The organism is Shewanella sp. 1180_01 (genome assembly GCF_052850535.1).
On the sequence record NZ_VXCT01000031.1, the window covers coordinates 14,226 to 31,718 of the forward strand.

A 17,493-nucleotide genomic window follows, 5' to 3' on the forward strand; every position below is an offset into this window, starting at 1 on the left:
CCAATTACCTTAACTTCAACGTGGCTAAGCCAAGTAAGACCAGGAATATCGAGATAATCCAAAAACGCACTATCACTCGAGGTTCGGGCCAACCTTTTAACTCATAGTGATGGTGTATCGGCGCCATGCGGAAAATACGCTGGCCGCGTAACTTGTACGAACCCACCTGCAGAATGACTGACAGGGTTTCCATCACGAACACGCCGCCCATGATCACTAACAAAATTTCTTGGCGAACGAGCACTGCAATTGTGCCCAGTGCAGCACCTAATGACAGTGAACCCACATCGCCCATGAAGACTTGCGCAGGGTAAGTGTTGAACCACAAAAAGCCCAGACCCGCACCGACAATGGCGGTACAGACAATCACAAGCTCACCCGAACCGGGTAAATGCGGAATATGTAAGTAGTTCGCAAACTGCGCGTGACCCGATAAATAAGCTATCAAGGCAAACGCCGCCGCGACCATTACCGTCGGCATAATGGCCAAACCGTCTAGGCCGTCGGTTAAGTTCACCGCATTGCTCGAACCCACAATCGTGAAGTACGCCAATACGATAAATACGGCGCCCAGTTGCGGCATCACGTCTTTAAAGAAAGGCACCACTAACTGGGTTTCACCTGGATTTGCCGCTGTGGCATACAGGAAAAAAGCAATGAGCAGCGCAGCTAAAGATTGCAGAATGTACTTCCAGCGCGCGATCAAACCTTTAGTGTCTTTACGCACCACTTTGCGGTAATCGTCGATAAAGCCGATCAAACCGAAACTACCGAGCACAAACAACATCACCCACACATAGCGGCTACCGAGATCGCCCCACAGCAATACGCTGATGAAGATAGCAGCCAATATCAGCAAGCCACCCATAGTCGGCGTGCCACGCTTACTAAAATGTGATTCTGGACCATCGTTACGCACAACCTGACCAATTTGCAGTAATTGCAAACGTTCAATCAGTTTAGGGCCAAACCATAAGCTAAAAACCAATGCGGTCAATAAGCCTAAAATGGCTCGAAACGTTACATAGGAAAACACGTTAAACCCGGTATGAAAACGGGTTAAATACTCGGCCAGATATACCAGCATTTACACTAACTCCCCACGCCCGAAGGCTACTGTTAGTCCATCCACGACCCGCTCCATGGCGGCGCTACGTGAACCTTTAACGAGAACCGTTACCTGTCCCGGTAACTGGTTAATATGCTTTATGAGTTTTTCTACTAACGTCGCCACACTGTCATAGTGCTCCGCACCGAAAGCTTGGCTCGTATGCTGACTTAACGTTCCGGTGCAAAACAAGGCATCTATCCCCTGTTGCTTGGCCAGTTGCCCTAGTTCAGCGTGTAAAAGGGGCGCATTGTCGCCTAATTCTCCTAAATCTCCCAGTACCAGACAGCGATTTTCAGAAATTTCCTTTAACCAAGCGATTGCCGCCCCAACGGACACCGGATTCGCGTTATAGCTATCGTCGATTAGACGAACGCGTCCCAATTGACTCGGCTGCATGCGCCCTTTCACTGGCGTTAATTGGCTTAAGCCTTCGGCGATCTCTGTCAAACTTAATCCCAAGGCAATACAAACACTTGCAGCGGCGAGAGCATTACTCACCTGATGACGGCCCGCCAGTGGCAAGACTACTTGGCAAGATTCACCTAAATAATTGAGCATAAAACGATAGCAGCCATCGGCATTGGCCTTATGACCTGTAGCGATGACATCGATATGACGTTTAGCGGCGCCATCTTGCTGGGAGAAGCTCAGTTGCTTATAAGGTCTTGCCTTAACGCTCATAAAATCGGCGAAGGCATCATCGGCGTTGATGATGGCGGTGCCATCGGCCTGCAGATGATTAAAAATTTCCGACTTAGCCTGCGCGACCCCCGCTTGCGATCCAAATCCTTCTAAGTGGGCACTGCCGACGTTATTCACCAGCGCCACGTTCGGACGCACGAGTCCCGAGGTGTAATCAATTTCACCTTTATGGTTTGCGCCGAGTTCGAATATCCCAAACTCATCCGCTGGCGTTAAACGCAGCAAGGTAAGCGGCACACCGATTTCATTGTTGAAGTTACCAGCGGTATAGAGGATTTGATGCTTTGCCGACAGAATTGTTGCGATCATTTCCTTCACGCTGGTCTTGCCGTTTGAGCCAGTTAACGCCACGCAAATCGGATTGATTTGGTCACGGACATAAGCCCCTATCGCGCCCATGGCTTTTTGGCAATCGGGCACAATCAGCTGCGGAATATCAAAGGCTAACTCGCGCTCGACCATTAACGCCGCGGCGCCGTTCTCAATAGCGGTTGCAGCAAAATCATGGCCATCAAAACGCTCACCCTTTAAGGCTACAAACAGGGTTGCAGCGCCGATTTTGCGGCTATCACTGCTTAAATCTTCGATGGTGACGTCGTCACCGACTCGAAACGTACCTAAGTGTTGACTTAGGGTCTCGAGAGAAAGAGGGATCATCTTGATTGCTCCGATAACTGGCGTGCCAGGGCGCGTTCATCATAGTCATGACGCACACCTGCCGCCTCTTGGTAAGTTTCGTGGCCTTTGCCCGCAAGCAAGATCACATCGCCAGGTTTAGCCAATGCCACAACCTCTTTAATAGCTGCGATACGATCAACCTGAGTCAATGCCTGCTGAGGGTGGGTTAGCCCTTGGATAATATCGGTAATAATTTGCGCGGGGTCTTCACTGCGCGCATTGTCGCTGGTCACCATAATGCGGTCGGCATATTGCTCTGCAGCTTGGCCCATCAAAGGACGCTTGCCCTTATCACGGTCGCCACCACAGCCAAATACGCACCATAAATCACCAGCACAATGGCGACGTAGCGCGTTTAACGCTTGTTCAATCGCATCTGGCGTATGGGCATAATCGACCACTAAGGTGATGTTATTCGCAGTTGTGAAACGCTCCATACGACCTGCGACGGGCGTTAGGTATTGCACTTGCTCAGCTAACGCTTTCATATCAAAACCTTGCAGATACAAGGCTGAGAGCGCCGCGAGTAAATTAGAGAGATTAAAGGCACCAAGAAGTGGTGAGTGAATTTGAGTCTCGCCCTCGGGCCACACTAAGGTTGCACTGACACCTTGATCGTCAAACTTGGCATTTTTAGTATAAAAAGCCGCGGCTTGATGACCTTCAATACTAAAGCCCCACATTTGCGCAGGCACAGATTTAAGTTCAGTCAACCAAGACTCGCCAACTGCGTCGTCGAGATTCAATAAACCGTGGCCTAAGGTGCTGAAGCGAAATAGGCTTTGCTTAGCGGCGGCATAGCTTTCCATGTCGCCGTGGTAATCGAGGTGATCGCGCGTCAGATTGGTAAACACGGCAACATCGAATGGTACTGCATCGACGCGGCCTTGCACTAAGCCGTGGCTCGACACTTCCATGGCGCAGACACTCGCGCCTTGGGCTTCAAAGTCATGCAACTGACGCATTAGGGTAATCGCATCGGCTGTGGTGTTACCGCTATCGACGAGCTCGCCCCAGAGACCATTGCCAAGGGTGCCCATCACGGCGGCTTTGCGGCCGAGCGACGTTATCAGCTGGGCAATCAGTTGGCTTGTCGAGGTTTTACCATTGGTGCCAGTAATACCAATCACCCCAAGGGATGTTGTCGCAGACTGATGCGCTAAGGGATAACGCTGGGCGGCGATGGCTGATACTTGGCGACTCAACTGGAAGAAATAAATCTGCACGCCGTGCTCGGCATTATCGCTGTGCAACACTTTGCCATGCTGATCAGCATCATCCGTGTGGACTAATACGGCTGCGGCACTTAAATCTAAGGCTTTTTCAATAAACTGTCTGCCATCAACCTTATGTCCTGGCAGCGCCAAAAACACATCGCCGCGACGTATTGCGCGGCTATCTAAGGTCAAATCGTTGAAGGACTGCGCGCCGGCATAATACAGCCAAGGCGCGAGCAGATCCCGTAATAACATCATTCTGCTCTCCCGGCGGCGATACCCGCCAATTGCACTTGTTCTTTATCGGTAATGGGTTCAACGTTTAACATTTGCAGTGCGCCAGACATGACTTTGGCAAATGCCGGCCCCGCCACTGAACCACCATAATAGAGATCGCCCTTAGGCTCGTTCACGACGACCACTATCGCTAACTTAGGATTATTCGCCGGTGCAACACCTGCAAATAATGCAACATAATCATCACCATAACCGCCAGCAACCGCCTTACGACTTGTGCCTGACTTGCCCGCAACCGGATAACCGTCAATATGCGCCAAGGTGCCGGTGCCGCCTTTTTCTGTCACGCCGACCAGCATTTGCATCACATCGTGGGCCACATCTTCAGAAATGACTCGCTCACCGACGGGGGGCTTTTTCAGTTTCATAATTGAGACGGGGAATAAGGTGCCGCCATTGCCTAAAGTGGCATACATGCGTGCAAGTTGCAGTGTGGTTGCCGTTAAACCGTAACCGAAGGACAAGGTGGCGCGCTCAAAGTCAGACCAACGGTGGCGGTCTTGAATAACGCCCGCGCTTTCACCCGTAAGGTTGATCCCTGAGAAGCTCCCAAGTCCCATAGATTGATAGGTGCCGAGTAACTGCTGCACCGGAATAGACAAGGCCAATTTACTGATGCCGACGTTACTGGATTTAGCCAGAATACGCGCCAAACTCATGTCGCCGTAGTTGGCAGGGTCGCGCACTTGGCGGCCGCCTAAACGCATCCAACCCGGTGAAGTGGCAATAATGTCAGTCGATTTGACTGTGCCCGCTTCAAGCGCCGCAGCCACCACAAAGGGCTTAATGGTCGAACCTGGCTCGAAGGTATCTGTCATGGCACGGTTACGCATTCTGAAGGTTTGCAGATTATCGCGCGCATTAGGGTTGTACGATGGCGTATTCACCATCGCCAAGACTTCACCGGTGTGAATATCGAGTACAACGATGGAACCTGAAGTTGCTTGGTTCATCTCTGTGGTGCGTTTCAGCTCGCGGTATGCTAACTGCTGAATACGTTGATCTATACTGAGCACAAGATCATTCGGGCTTTCGCCTTCTTGGATGATATCTAGCCGCTCAACCACATGACCATCGCGGGATTTACGCACTTTCTGTTTTGAAGGCGTGCCCGTTAGCCAGCTGTTATAAGCATTTTCTACGCCTTCAATCCCAACATCATCGATGTTAGTGATACCGATAAGCTGAGCAGTGATTTCACCGCCAGGGTAATAGCGGCGGGATTCAGATTTAAGGAAAACACCGGGTAATTTCAGCTGAGTGATGTAATCCGCGACCGCGGGAGTAATTTGGCGTTTTAAGTAGGTAAAGCGTTTGGTGGGATTACTGCGCACCCGATCTAATATGTCTTCTACGGGTTCATGCAACACATCAGCTAAAGCTTGCCAGCGACGCATATCCGCAAAACCATTGTTATCGTTAACTTGTTTAGGATCGGCCCAAACGGCACGCACTGGCACACTGACGGCCAACATGTCGCCATTGCGATCGGTGATCAAACCACGCTGCACCTCACGGCTCGTGGTCCGTAAGGTACGCATATCGCTTTCATGGCGTAATTTGTCAGGTTCAATAATTTGAATGTAGGCTGCGCGTCCCACTAGGCTGCAAAATAGTGTACACACAAACCCCACCACTACGTATAAACGCCAATGGATTAGTTGTGGTTTCTGCGGTTTGCTTACCCGTTTGATTTTCGCTTGCCTAGTCATATCTTCCCTATACTCACGGCACCTTTACCACAACTTCTTCGCTGGGTAACGGACGACTCATGTTGAGTTCCTTAGAGGCAATGCGCGTAATACGACTGTGTTCAGTCTGCGATTGCTCTTCTAATAATAAATTGCGCCACTCAATATCTAATCTGTCTCGCTCTTGCAGTAACTGGTCCCACTGGGTCGTTAGTTGGCGGCTAATATGGCTGCCATAAACAACCGCGACCGCATTGCAGAGCACGAGCAGAGCTAATAACAAGATCCATTTGTGCAGCCATAAATCGTGTAAGACGATCTGTGGTAGATTGATCGAGGGCTTACTCACAGTGCGCCCCTTAGTAATCTAAACGCTCGGCAATGCGTAACACTGAGCTGCGAGCTCTGGCATTGCGTTCGATTTCTTCGTCGGATGGCATAATCGCCTTGCCCACGGCGCGTAACTTACGCGACTTGTTAATTTGATCCTCAGTGACCGGAAAACCGTGCGGCACACTTTCGCCTTGGCTATGACGGCGAATAAAGCGCTTCACGATACGATCTTCTAAAGAGTGAAAACTGATGACCGACAAGCGCCCTTGGGGAGCCAGTACATTGACGGCACCTTCAAGCGCTTGATCAATTTGATCTAATTCACTATTGATATAAATCCGGATTGCCTGAAACACTCGGGTTGCAGGGTGCTTATTGCGTTCTTTACTTTTAGTGATACGCGCGATCAAATCGGCTAAATCTTTAGTTCGTAAAAACGGGGTTTTATCACGATCCGCAGCGATACAACGGGCAATATGGCGAGCGTTTTTCTCTTCGCCGTAGGTTTTAAATACCCAAGCCATATCCTCAATTTCTGCGCGTGCTAACCACTGAGCAGCCGTTTGACCTTGACTGTTATCCATGCGCATATCGAGCGGGCCATCACGCATAAAACTAAAACCACGTTCGGCATCGTCGAGCTGAGGTGAAGACACACCTAAATCGAGTAATACGCCATCTATTTTGCCCACAAGCCCTAGCTCTTCAACGTAATCGGCTAATTGGCCAAAACCACCATGCACGATTTGAAAGCGTGGATCGTCAGCAAATTGTTTTGCCGCTTCAATCGCTTGAGGGTCACGGTCGATTGCGATCAATCGGCCATTTTCACCGAGTTGCTGCAACACTTGTCTTGAATGACCACCGCGGCCGAACGTGCCATCGATATAGATGCCATCGTCTTTGATGTTTAAACCGCCAACCGTTTCTGCTAGCAGCACGGATAAATGGACAAATTCCTGACTCATTACTCTCTTCTTATTTAGTTATCGCGACTCGTTAAAGTGAAAAATCCGCGAGACGCTCGTTACTAGCAAGCTCCTCACTTCGAATCGTTTCCTGACACTCATCGATTTGCTGCAGCCAAGATTGCTCATCCCACAGCTCAAATTTGTTCAATTGCCCCACCAGCATGATGCGCTTATCTAAATTGGCATATTGCCTTAGCGGTGGCGGCAGTAATATGCGCCCATTACCGTCGAGCTCCACTTCGTGGGCGTAACCGAGTAACAGACGTTTTAACGATCTCTGGGTTTTATCGGTATCGGAAAGCTTTAACAACTTAGCTTCGATCAATTCCCATTCATGGATTGGATACAAGAGTAAACAAGCGGATTGGATGTCGACGGTAATCACGATGCGGCCTTGGTGCTCAAGCTGCAAAGGTTCGCGGTATCGCACTGGAATAGCGATCCGTCCCTTTGTATCTAAGTTGATAGCACTGGCTCCACGAAACACGCTAATTCATCCTTTCCTGTGATTTTTGATCCACAAATATCCACTATTTCCCACAACTGCTAAGTTTAGGGACAGTCGACAAGCAATGTCAAGGGATGGGATCCTTTTATAAATCCAGTCGGCAAGCGGGTTAGCAGCATGTTGAGCACTTAACCTAGCGACAAGCTTTTGACATGAAAGACCACGAGAGATCGACTAAACAGAAAAAACTACAGGAATAAAATGCGCCGAAATATTCAGCAACCTTTTGCTTTCAGGTGCTTGCGATGAAAAAAAAAGGGGGATTAATTCTGTATTTGTGGAGTTTTACGGGTCGAGGAATAACCTTAAACCCAAAAAAGTAACAAAATAAACTTAAATTCAACCTTATTAGACAGTCAAAAAAGAGTTGGATTTAGCACGAAAATCTAAATAATTATCCGAAATAAAGACGATCATCTTTTTGCAGATGGTTGAATATTAATGTCACGATTGCGAGAAAGCTCAACGTTCCCACTCCAAATCCCGTAAAAGCACCACGCAAATCCAACAATTCACCTCAATTTTGCATTCGCTACTATTGTTCCTTCTCAACCACTGTGGTTGCTTCACAATAAGTGCCGCTTTGGTTAGCATCGATTGCTCATGCTTAGATCTTAACCCCCCTCATTCGCCTTAACGACTTAAACCGCGTATAGTCTAAATATTGACCGACTCCTGCCGATAACATGTTAAGAGGTGTAATAACAAGGAGGCGTTATGAGTGGATTGGATAGCATTTATGCCATGCTGGCGCAGCCAGTGAAAGCCGTGTTGCACCCTAAACGGGTCGTCGACCAAGTGAGTAGTGCAACCGCAAATGCCCCCGATAGCCATGAAACACCGCAGTCACAGTTACCCCCAACGTTAGAAGGACGCGACGCGAAAGTCAGGGAGAGACGCAAAGATGCTGATAGCAATAAGAATAAGAAACGCCATGCATCGGATGAGCCTGAAGAATTAAAAGAAGGTGTCGTGCTTGAAGTCACCGACGATACCGCGGAAATCAAAAAGCCGCCAAGCCAGCATATTATTGATGTTGAAGTATAAGTCCGTACTGATATAAAACGGAAAAGGCGCAATCCTATTGGATTAGCGCCTTTTTATTCACCATAATCGAGTCATATTTCAAACCAACTCAAACTTAATATCAAATTTAAGCATGCCTCAAGTCAAAGAACTCAAATTGAGTAGCTTAAGTCGAATAGCTTAGGCGCGAGTTCTGGCGACGGCATCCTGCCAACCTGCGTATAACCGCACCCGAGTCTCGGCATCAATATTGGGGATAAAATGTTTGTCGATACAAGCTTTATGTTCAAGCTCTATGACACTCTCCCAAAAGCCCACAGCCAACCCTGCTAAAAATGCCGCGCCCAAAGCGGTTGTCTCACAAACACTCGGCCTTAGTACTTCGACATCGGTGATATCGGCTTGAAACTGCATCAAAAAATCATTGGCGACCGCGCCGCCATCCACCTTCAAACGCTTAAGGCTAACACCACTGTCCTTGGTCATGGCATCGAGTAAATCTTTACTCTGGTAAGCGATAGATTCTAACGCCGCCCGAATAATATGATTACGGTTGGCGCCACGGGTTAAACCAAAGAGTGCGCCACGGGCATTGGGATCCCAATAGGGTGCCCCGAGTCCCACAAAAGCGGGCACTAAATACACGCCATTGGTATCAGCAACCTTAGAGGCAAAATACTCAGTATCACTGGCGTCACGAATAAGCCCCAGTTCATCCCGCAGCCATTGAATAGTCGCGCCACCCATGAAGACTGAACCTTCGAGGGCATAGTTCACTTCGCCCTTCGGTCCCACGGCAACTGTGGTCAGTAACCCATGGTTGGAACGCACCGCTTTGGTCCCGGTATTCATCAATAAAAAACAGCCAGTGCCATAGGTATTCTTCGCCATGCCGGGCTCGACACACAGCTGGCCAAAAAGCGCCGCTTGTTGGTCGCCCGCCATCCCCGCGACTTGGATTTCACTGCCTTCACCGGCAATCCGCGTGGTGCCATACACGCTGCAGGAAGGCTTAACTTCGGGCAACATCGACAAGGGAATGTCTAAAGCTTCAAGTAACTTGTTATCCCAAGTCAGGCTATGGATATTAAACAGCAGAGTACGAGCAGCATTGGTGGGATCGGTGACATGCACTTTGCCCTCGGTTAACTTCCACACTAGCCAAGTATCGATAGTGCCGAACAACAACTCACCGCGCTCAGCTTGCGCACGGGCATTGGGCACATTATCTAGAATCCACTTGATCTTAGTGCCTGAAAAATAAGGGTCGAGTAACAGGCCTGTGTTTTCACGGACATACTCTTCTAATCCTTGAGCTTTGAGTTGCTCACAAATTTCAGAGCTACGACGGCACTGCCACACAATCGCGTTATAGATAGGTTTACCTGTGGCTTTCTCCCAAATGACAGTGGTTTCCCGCTGATTGGTAATGCCAATCGCGGCCACTTCATCGCTGTGGATCCCCGCGCGCGCCAGCACTTCAATTAATACTGAACTTTGGCTTGCCCAGATCTCCATGGGATCATGCTCGACCCAACCCGGATTCGGATACAACTGGGTGAATTCCCGCTGGGACACGCTGACAATGTTTGCGTCGTGATCGAACACTATCGCCCTTGAGCTGGTCGTGCCTTGATCTAAGGCCACCACGTATTTTTTCTGCACGCTACTATCCTATCTGAACTCTCCGCCGCCTTTTTATGCCGGCGAGAATTAACATGAACCACTACTTAGCAATGAATATATTCGCAATTTTCTGCCATGACCAGCAAGCAAGCCGTAAAACAAGATAACGCCACCATGCTATAGCCATAAAAAAGCCCTGAAGATTCAGGGCTTTTTTAAACTACGCAGAACTTACATCTTATAGCTCATCTGGATACCCGCAAGCCACACATCGCCGCTCGCTTCACCGTTAAAGTTAACGGCCGCTAAGCCCAGTAGGTTTTGCTGTTCGTTGATTGGCGCATCGCCTGTTGCTTTGATATAAGTCACCGCAAAATCAACATTCAGATTCTTAGTCGCCTGATAACCGGCGCCGACAGAGAACCACAGACGGTCAGAGTCTGGAATTGTGGTTGTGCGCCACTCGTCATTTGCTGCGGTTTTGTCTAAAGCAACACCGGCACGCACTAACCAGTCATTATTCACTTGATAAGTGGTTCCCAGCGCGAAACGCCAGTTATCTTCAAAGTGTTCTTCTTTAACTAAATCAGACTCTAAATCGCCCTTAGGTTTAACGTCACCAGGGAAATAAGCCACCAGCTGATCAAATACACTCCAATCGGTCCAGTTCACGCTCGCGTGCATGGCCCAGTTATCGGTCAATTGATGATGGGAAGCAATTTCTGCAAAGGCGGGTAATTCAAGGGGTAAATAGCCTTCGATAGACACATCTTGGCCGCCGGTATACAAGACGCCAGAAGCATGACCATCTAAGTCCAATTGCACGCCGCTGTGATACGCAAAGCCTAAACGGTGAGCCGGATTGATCTGCCAGCTTGCACCTAACTGCCAGCCGTAACCCACATCATCACCCTTCATGCTTTTCAGCTCAGTGCCACCAGGAGGTAACATTGCCTGCACGGGAGCAGGCAGAGCAGGTTTGATACCATCGACCCAACCTGGTAATGACGCACCAATTTCGCCTTCACCATAAACGATACGTACACCAGCACCGACGCTAACTGCATCATTGATGCGATAAGCGATGTTTGGATTAAACTCAACGGTTGTAACTGAAGTCTTGTTACCAAAAATAGCCGCGGCGTGAGTCGCAGGTAATTCAGTGGCTAGACCATAGTTAGAATTTACCGCTAGGCCCCAAGTCCATTGATCATTTAACTGATTTGAGTAGTAAAAATTTGGTACGAGTGCGTCATCGGCCACATCCAGTGCATCACCAGCTATCACTTTAGGATTTGGGCCAATTAACGGCGAGCTAATGCTGACATCGCCAGTCACATCGACGTTTGGCATGACATAAATACCACCCGTTGATAACTGACGACCTTCGAGATAAGTCAACATGGCTGGATTACGTGCTTGAGCCGAAGCGTTATCCGCCATAGCCGCTTCACCGGCAAAGGCGCGGCCTAAGCCTGTGGCAGAATATTCGGCTAATTGAAAACCAGCGGCATGGAGTTGAGTCGTTGAACTTAACAAGGCTGCAGTGACAGCCAAAGTCAGAAGACGTTTTTGCATCGTTATTCTCTAATAATATTATTGTTATCTGTACTACTTAAATGAGTACTGCGGCGTTCAGGCAAAATAGAGCAAACACTCCAGATTGAATGCGAAGCAGTTTACTTATGCAGAAGATGTTTGCAACCAAAGGAGATAAAACAGACAAAAACTCTAGCTAACGATGACTTTAAAACAGATTTAGTGACCAATATCACCATTTAAACAAAATTTAGCCTATATTCGCCCAGTTACTATTCGCAGTGCTGATTAACTCAATATGGTGAAATAAAAAAATAACCATAATAAACAACACAGTAAAATTAAAAATCGCAGAAACACGTGTAAATCATTCAGATGTAACAAATTCAGCATAAATCACTATCGATACAAAAATTCTATGACACACAAACAGCAGTAAAAATTTATCACTTAAAATACAACTAGTTAAACCATGAGTAGATGATGATTTAAAACAAAAGCGCCTAGGTGTTAACCTAGGCGCTTAAATATGGACTCAACACCAGTACAAATGTGCGCTGAAAAACTAACGGCGCCAACCTTGGATTTGGGTTTCGTACTGACTGATTTGCGCAGCGTGGGACAAGGTCAACCCAATTGCATCTAAACCGTTTAGCAGCTTATGCCTTGCCGATTCTGCCAGCGTAAAACTAAACTCGGCGCCCGACGGTGAAACCACTTTACAGCTTGTGAGATCAACAGTTATTTGTGCGCCAGCTTCTGCCGCCACTTCATCCATTAATTGGCGCACCTGCGCGTGGGTTAACGCCACAGGTAACAGGCCATTATTGATTGAGTTACCGTAAAAAATGTCAGCAAAACTCGGCGCTATAATCGCACGCAGACCAAAGTCTGCCAGCGCCCAAGGCGCATGTTCGCGGCTTGAACCACAACCAAAGTTTTCCTGCGCCAAAAGAATCGACGCGCCTTTATAACGGCTTTGATTCAATGAAAACTCAGGATTAGGCTGATCGCCCGCATCATCTAAATAACGCCAGTCGTGGAATAAGTGCACGCCAAAACCATCGCGCGTCACCTTAGACAAAAACTGTTTCGGAATGATCTGATCCGTATCGATATTGGTGCTGTCTATCATGACCGCAAGCCCGGTATGGGTCGTAAAAGGTTGCATTAACTTCTCCTCTTGGGTTTACGGTAATTAGTAAGGTTTACGAATATCGACAAAATGCCCCGCCACCGCAGCGGCTGCAGCCATTGCTGGACTCACCAAATGGGTACGACTGCCGCGACCTTGGCGACCTTCGAAGTTACGATTACTGGTCGAGGCGCAGCGATCGCCCGCCTCTAATCTGTCATCGTTCATCGCTAAACACATAGAACAACCCGGTAAACGCCACTCAAATCCCGCTTCGATAAAGATTTTATCTAAGCCTTCGGCTTCAGCTTGTGCTTTCACTTGGCCAGAACCTGGAACGACAATCGCGGTGACGCCACTCGCGACTTTACGGCCTTTGGCATGTACGGCGGCGCTGCGTAAATCTTCAATCCGTGAGTTAGTACAAGAACCGATAAACACCTTGTTGATACTGATGTCTGTCATCGGCGTACCCGCACTCAGGCCAATGTATTCTAAAGCCTTTTCCATACTAGCTCGGGTGCTTGGGTTAGCTTCATTAATGGGATCCGGTACTTTGCCATCGATTGCCACTACTTGGCCTGGGTTAGTACCCCAAGTCAATTGTGGCGCGATATCGGCGGCATCTAACTCAACGACAGCATCAAACACCGCGCCGTCATCGGTTTTAATGGCTTTCCAGTAAGCGACAGCCTCAGTCCAATCTTCGCCCTTTGGCGCAAATTCGCGGCCTGCTAAATAATCAAAAGTGGTTTGATCCGGCGCGACCATGCCCGCCTTCGCGCCCATCTCAATCGCCATGTTACACACTGTCATGCGGCCTTCCATCGACAGGGCTTCGATCGCCTCACCGCAGAACTCCACCACGTAACCCGTGCCACCATCCATGCCGATTTTGCCAATAATAGCGAGGACGATATCTTTGGCGGTCACGCCATCGGTGACATGACCACGCACTTCAATCTTCATGGTTTTAGCTTTTAACTGACGCAGCGTTTGCGTTGCTAACACGTGCTCAACTTCCGAAGTGCCAATCCCAAACGCCAATGCGCCAAAGGCGCCGTGGGTGGCGGTATGGGAATCGCCACACACAATCACAGTGCCGGGTAAGGTAATGCCTAGCTCAGGGCCCATCACATGCACAATCCCTTGATTAGGATGGTGAATATCATATAAGCGCACGCCAAAGTCTTTACAGTTTTGCGCTAGGGTTTCCACCTGAGTGCGCGCCATCGGGCTTAGGGCATCTAAACTGGCGCTGCGAGTAGAAGTATTATGATCCATAGTCGCAAAGGTTTTTTCCGGCGCGCGCAGCTTACGGCCCGCGACCTTCAAACCGCTGAATGCTTGAGGTGACGTCACTTCATGGACTAAATGTCTGTCGACATAAATGACCGGCGCTTCGCCCTCTGGAGCAGCAACGATATGTGCATCCCATACTTTTTGGTACAAGGTCTTTGCGTTCGTCATTACACACCTTCCTTTATAGCATTGGCGATAAAGTCACCCATTTCTGCCGTCGATTTCGCTTCACTACGCTTGTCGCTGCTCAATAACTCACCGGTTAAATAGCCAGAGTTCAAGGCTTTGCTCACGGCGCGCTCAATCGCACTCGCCGCTTCTTCTTGTTTCAAGCTATGACGCAACATTAATGCTGCCGACAGAATTTGCGCGACTGGGTTGGCTATCCCTTTACCTGCGATATCCGGCGCACTGCCACCTGCTGGTTCGAATAAACCAAAACCACTGCTGTTCATGCTCGCCGAGGACAACAAGCCCATAGAGCCCGTTAACATGGCGATTTCGTCGGATAAAATGTCACCGAACAGGTTAGAACATAACATCACATCGAACTCATCGGGGCGACGCAGCAGTTGCATGGTCGCGTTATCGATATAGATATGTTCCAGCTCGACATCGGGAAAATCAACCGCCACTTCTTCAACCACTTGGCGCCACAACACTGAACAAGCCAGTACGTTGGCTTTATCCACTGAGGTGACTTTTTTACGGCGACCACGAGCGGCTTCAAAGGCGATGTGGGCGATACGGCTAATTTCGCGGCGGCTATAACGCATGGTATCGAAGGCTTCTTCATTCTCGCCTTCACCTTGGCGGCCCTTTGGTTTACCAAAATAAATGCCGCCGGTTAACTCACGCACACATAAAACATCAAAGCCACGGGCAGAGATATCGCTACGCAGCGGTGACATATGCTCTAGGCCATCGTGCAGTTTGGCTGGGCGCAGATTGCAAAACAGTTCGAAGTGACCACGCAGAGGCAATAGCGCGCCGCGCTCAGGTTGTTCATTTGGCGGTAACTTTTCCCACTTAGGGCCACCGACTGAACCAAATAGAATCGCATCGGCCGCTTCACAACCTTTTAGCGTGGCATCGGGTAGTGGGCAACCGTGGTTATCGATGGCAATACCGCCGACATCGTATTGCGTATATTCGATATTCAAATCGAATCGCGCTTCCACTTCTCGCAGCACTTTACGCGCCTCTGCCATCACTTCTGGGCCGATCCCGTCCCCTGCTAATACTGCTACTTGATAACTCATACGCCAGCCAACTCCTTTAAATATGAATGCTTTATGCTCGACCTTGCTATTCTTTGGATGCTTTTAGCGACTAAACGCCGCCTAGCTCTCGATTCTTTTGCATGCTTTGTTTGTAATCGGCGACCTTGTCTGCGCGGCACGTTAAGTTCATCACATGCACTAAAGCGCGCGCCGAGGCTTCAACGACATCGGTCGCTAAACCTACACCGTGGAAGTTTTGCTCGTGGTAAACGGCGGTAATGTCCACTTGACCTAAGGCATTTTGGCCTACGCCCTTAGCGCCTAACTTGTAGCTGATGATGTCGATACGACGATCAGTAGCACGGGCAATGGCGTTATAGGCGGCATCAACGGGACCATTGCCGGTTGCGGCTTCGGTTTTAATTTCACCGCCCACTTCAATACGAACGGTAGCTGTGGCAACGCCTTCGGTAGAGTCAGACTGCACCACTAATTGCTGCAATTGATAGTGATTATCTTCTTCGGCCTGCGCTTCCATAAAGGCTAAGGCTTCTAAATCATAATCAAATACTTGTCCCTTTTTATCTGCCAATTTTAGGAACTCTTCGTACAGCGCATCCATATTGTAATCGTGCTCGCTATAACCCATTTCCTCCATGCGATGCTTGATCACATGGCGACCTGAGCGCGAAGTCATATTCAAATTGTTCCGATTCAAACCTATGCTTTCTGGAGTCATGATTTCATAGGTATTTTGCGCTTTTAACATGCCATCCTGATGGATACCCGACGAATGGGTAAAGGCATTGGCACCGACAATCGCCTTGTTCGCCTGCACTGGCATGTTGCATAACTGGCTGACTAAATTAGAAGTACGGTGGATTTCCTTGGCGTTAATGCCCGTTTCCAAACCCAACATGCCCTTACGCGTCGCTAAAATCATAGCGATCTCTTCCAATGAACAGTTACCCGCACGCTCACCTATACCATTGATCGTACATTCGATTTGACGCGCACCGTGTTGCACTGCGGTTATCGAGTTAGCCACTGACAAACCTAAATCATCGTGGCAATGCACTGAGATCACCGCTTGGTCGATGTTCGGCACACGGTTAAACAGGGTTTGGATAATAGTGCCAAACTCGCTTGGCACTGTGTAACCGACCGTATCGGGAATGTTAATGGTACGCGCGCCAGCAAGAATGGCGGCCTCTACCATACGACACAGATTGTCGATTGGCGTACGTCCCGCATCCTCACAGGAAAACTCCACGTCGTCGGTAAAACGACGGGCGTATTTCATTGCGCCCACCGCCATTTCTAATACTTGGTCGAAAGAACGCTTCAACTTGCTTTCCACATGAATCGTCGATGTCGAGATAAACGTATGGATACGGAACTGATCTGCAACAGACAAGGCCTGCGCCGCGGCATCGATGTCCTTTTCAAGTGCGCGGGATAACGCACAAACGCGGCTATTTTTGATGGTGCGCGCTATGGTTTGCACCGACTCAAAATCACCGGGTGATGAAACTGGAAAACCCACTTCCATTACATCAACACCTAGACGTTCCAGCGCCATGGCGATCTGTAACTTTTCTTTGACCGAAAGGCTTGCGGCTAACGCCTGCTCACCATCACGTAAGGTCGTATCAAATATAATTACTCTGTTAGACATCTCGCTTCTCCATGGAACGTCACCGTTCATTATTTAACTTTTGCCGTATTCAGATACAAAAAACCCCGCAACATTTGTGCGGGGTTTGTGAATGCTTTGCCTATTTATCGAGCGTGCAACACTAAGACCTCCGCGTATAAACCGCGAGGAGAGAGAGGAGGTCGAGTTTGCTGCTAATTCTATTCATTTTATTTAAATATTTATTCTGTTCAAATAATCTAGGACGGTTAATATTTAACTTGCCTAGCCGAGAGTGTCAACCCTAATTTTTTCATGTTCCACTCATTCGACCTGTCTTAAGGCCAATAACTGTGAGTTTTATCCCCAAATAAGTGATCGATTCCACAGAATTAACCCGCTGTTTGGATTCAGAAAGCACAGGGATGTGTTAACTTATTCCCCTTAGAAAATAATAGTTTTTTATGCAAAAAACGATTAAGAAAAGTTATAATCTCG

The 17,493-nt window shown here is 48.7% G+C and carries 14 protein-coding genes; 1 reads left to right on the forward strand and 13 read right to left on the reverse strand.

Features of this window, described 5'->3' with window-relative positions; all coding sequences use genetic code 11:
• Positions 1 to 4: 4 nt before the first annotated feature.
• Genes mraY through mraZ form a run of 7 tightly spaced genes read right to left on the reverse strand, consistent with a single transcriptional unit; the run spans position 5 to position 7,487 of the window.
• Positions 5 to 1,087: a phospho-N-acetylmuramoyl-pentapeptide-transferase gene (gene mraY, locus FW758_RS15515; RefSeq protein ID WP_006079891.1), complete on the reverse strand. Its 1,083-nt coding sequence runs from the start codon at positions 1,085 to 1,087 to the stop codon at positions 5 to 7.
• On the reverse strand, positions 1,088 to 2,470 hold the full coding sequence (locus FW758_RS15520; RefSeq protein WP_011982225.1) for a UDP-N-acetylmuramoyl-tripeptide--D-alanyl-D-alanine ligase: 1,383 nt from the start codon (positions 2,468 to 2,470) through the stop codon (positions 1,088 to 1,090).
• Positions 2,467 to 3,966, reverse strand: a complete 1,500-nt coding sequence (gene murE / locus FW758_RS15525; protein WP_446445848.1) for a UDP-N-acetylmuramoyl-L-alanyl-D-glutamate--2,6-diaminopimelate ligase — start codon at positions 3,964 to 3,966, stop codon at positions 2,467 to 2,469. Before murE ends, FW758_RS15520 begins: the two co-directional genes overlap by 4 nt.
• Positions 3,963 to 5,717 carry a peptidoglycan glycosyltransferase FtsI gene (locus tag FW758_RS15530; protein WP_006079888.1) on the reverse strand — a complete coding sequence of 585 codons (1,755 nt, stop codon included), beginning with the start codon at positions 5,715 to 5,717 and terminating at the stop codon, positions 3,963 to 3,965. Before FW758_RS15530 ends, murE begins: the two co-directional genes overlap by 4 nt.
• A gap of 13 nt (positions 5,718 to 5,730) precedes the next feature.
• Positions 5,731 to 6,045 (reverse strand): cell division protein FtsL, encoded by a 315-nt coding sequence (gene ftsL / locus FW758_RS15535; RefSeq protein ID WP_446445849.1) that lies wholly within the window; start codon positions 6,043 to 6,045, stop codon positions 5,731 to 5,733.
• A 10-nt stretch (positions 6,046 to 6,055) separates the two neighbouring features.
• Positions 6,056 to 6,997 carry a 16S rRNA (cytosine(1402)-N(4))-methyltransferase RsmH gene (gene rsmH / locus FW758_RS15540; protein WP_446445850.1) on the reverse strand — a complete coding sequence of 314 codons (942 nt, stop codon included), beginning with the start codon at positions 6,995 to 6,997 and terminating at the stop codon, positions 6,056 to 6,058.
• Positions 6,998 to 7,028: 31 nt separating this feature from the next.
• Positions 7,029 to 7,487, reverse strand: coding sequence for a division/cell wall cluster transcriptional repressor MraZ (gene mraZ, locus FW758_RS15545; RefSeq protein ID WP_011982222.1), 459 nt, complete (start codon positions 7,485 to 7,487; stop codon positions 7,029 to 7,031).
• A 738-nt stretch (positions 7,488 to 8,225) separates the two neighbouring features.
• Between mraZ and FW758_RS15550 the strand changes: the two genes are divergently transcribed.
• Positions 8,226 to 8,555, forward strand: coding sequence for a hypothetical protein (locus FW758_RS15550; protein WP_446445851.1), 330 nt, complete (start codon positions 8,226 to 8,228; stop codon positions 8,553 to 8,555).
• Between the two features lie 159 nt (positions 8,556 to 8,714).
• Here FW758_RS15550 and glpK read toward each other — a convergent pair whose 3' ends face one another.
• The 6 genes from glpK to leuA all read right to left on the reverse strand — a co-directional run bounded on the left by glpK (position 8,715) and on the right by leuA (position 17,037).
• Positions 8,715 to 10,199 carry a glycerol kinase GlpK gene (gene glpK, locus FW758_RS15555; RefSeq protein WP_427724115.1) on the reverse strand — a complete coding sequence of 495 codons (1,485 nt, stop codon included), beginning with the start codon at positions 10,197 to 10,199 and terminating at the stop codon, positions 8,715 to 8,717.
• A 192-nt stretch (positions 10,200 to 10,391) separates the two neighbouring features.
• Entirely contained in the window at positions 10,392 to 11,738 is a 1,347-nt protein-coding gene (locus FW758_RS15560) for an outer membrane protein transport protein (protein ID WP_446445852.1), read from the reverse strand.
• A 526-nt stretch (positions 11,739 to 12,264) separates the two neighbouring features.
• Entirely contained in the window at positions 12,265 to 12,870 is a 606-nt protein-coding gene (gene leuD / locus FW758_RS15565) for a 3-isopropylmalate dehydratase small subunit (RefSeq protein ID WP_446445853.1), read from the reverse strand.
• Between the two features lie 27 nt (positions 12,871 to 12,897).
• A complete protein-coding gene (gene leuC / locus FW758_RS15570) occupies positions 12,898 to 14,304 on the reverse strand; it encodes a 3-isopropylmalate dehydratase large subunit (protein WP_242326294.1) in 1,407 nt (468 codons plus the stop codon).
• On the reverse strand, positions 14,304 to 15,398 hold the full coding sequence (gene leuB / locus FW758_RS15575) for a 3-isopropylmalate dehydrogenase (RefSeq protein WP_446445854.1): 1,095 nt from the start codon (positions 15,396 to 15,398) through the stop codon (positions 14,304 to 14,306). Before leuB ends, leuC begins: the two co-directional genes overlap by 1 nt.
• Before the next feature lie 70 nt (positions 15,399 to 15,468).
• The gene (gene leuA, locus FW758_RS15580; protein WP_446445855.1) at positions 15,469 to 17,037 is read right to left on the reverse strand and encodes a 2-isopropylmalate synthase; all 1,569 of its coding nucleotides are present in this window, start codon (positions 17,035 to 17,037) and stop codon (positions 15,469 to 15,471) included.
• Between the last annotated feature and the right edge of the window lie 456 nt (positions 17,038 to 17,493).

Excerpts from the sequence above, each read along its gene's own strand:
- mraY (WP_006079891.1), bottom strand. The coding sequence starts at position 1,087 with ATGCTGGTATATCTGGCCGAGTATTTAACCCGTTTTCATACCGGGTTT.
- FW758_RS15520 (WP_011982225.1), bottom strand. The coding sequence starts at position 2,470 with ATGATCCCTCTTTCTCTCGAGACCCTAAGTCAACACTTAGGTACGTTT.
- murE (WP_446445848.1), bottom strand. The coding sequence starts at position 3,966 with ATGATGTTATTACGGGATCTGCTCGCGCCTTGGCTGTATTATGCCGGC.
- FW758_RS15530 (WP_006079888.1), bottom strand. The coding sequence starts at position 5,717 with ATGACTAGGCAAGCGAAAATCAAACGGGTAAGCAAACCGCAGAAACCA.
- rsmH (WP_446445850.1), bottom strand. The coding sequence starts at position 6,997 with ATGAGTCAGGAATTTGTCCATTTATCCGTGCTGCTAGCAGAAACGGTT.
- FW758_RS15550 (WP_446445851.1), top strand. The coding sequence starts at position 8,226 with ATGAGTGGATTGGATAGCATTTATGCCATGCTGGCGCAGCCAGTGAAA.
- FW758_RS15560 (WP_446445852.1), bottom strand. The coding sequence starts at position 11,738 with ATGCAAAAACGTCTTCTGACTTTGGCTGTCACTGCAGCCTTGTTAAGT.
- leuD (WP_446445853.1), bottom strand. The coding sequence starts at position 12,870 with ATGCAACCTTTTACGACCCATACCGGGCTTGCGGTCATGATAGACAGC.
- leuC (WP_242326294.1), bottom strand. The coding sequence starts at position 14,304 with ATGACGAACGCAAAGACCTTGTACCAAAAAGTATGGGATGCACATATC.
- leuB (WP_446445854.1), bottom strand. The coding sequence starts at position 15,398 with ATGAGTTATCAAGTAGCAGTATTAGCAGGGGACGGGATCGGCCCAGAA.
- leuA (WP_446445855.1), bottom strand. The coding sequence starts at position 17,037 with ATGTCTAACAGAGTAATTATATTTGATACGACCTTACGTGATGGTGAG.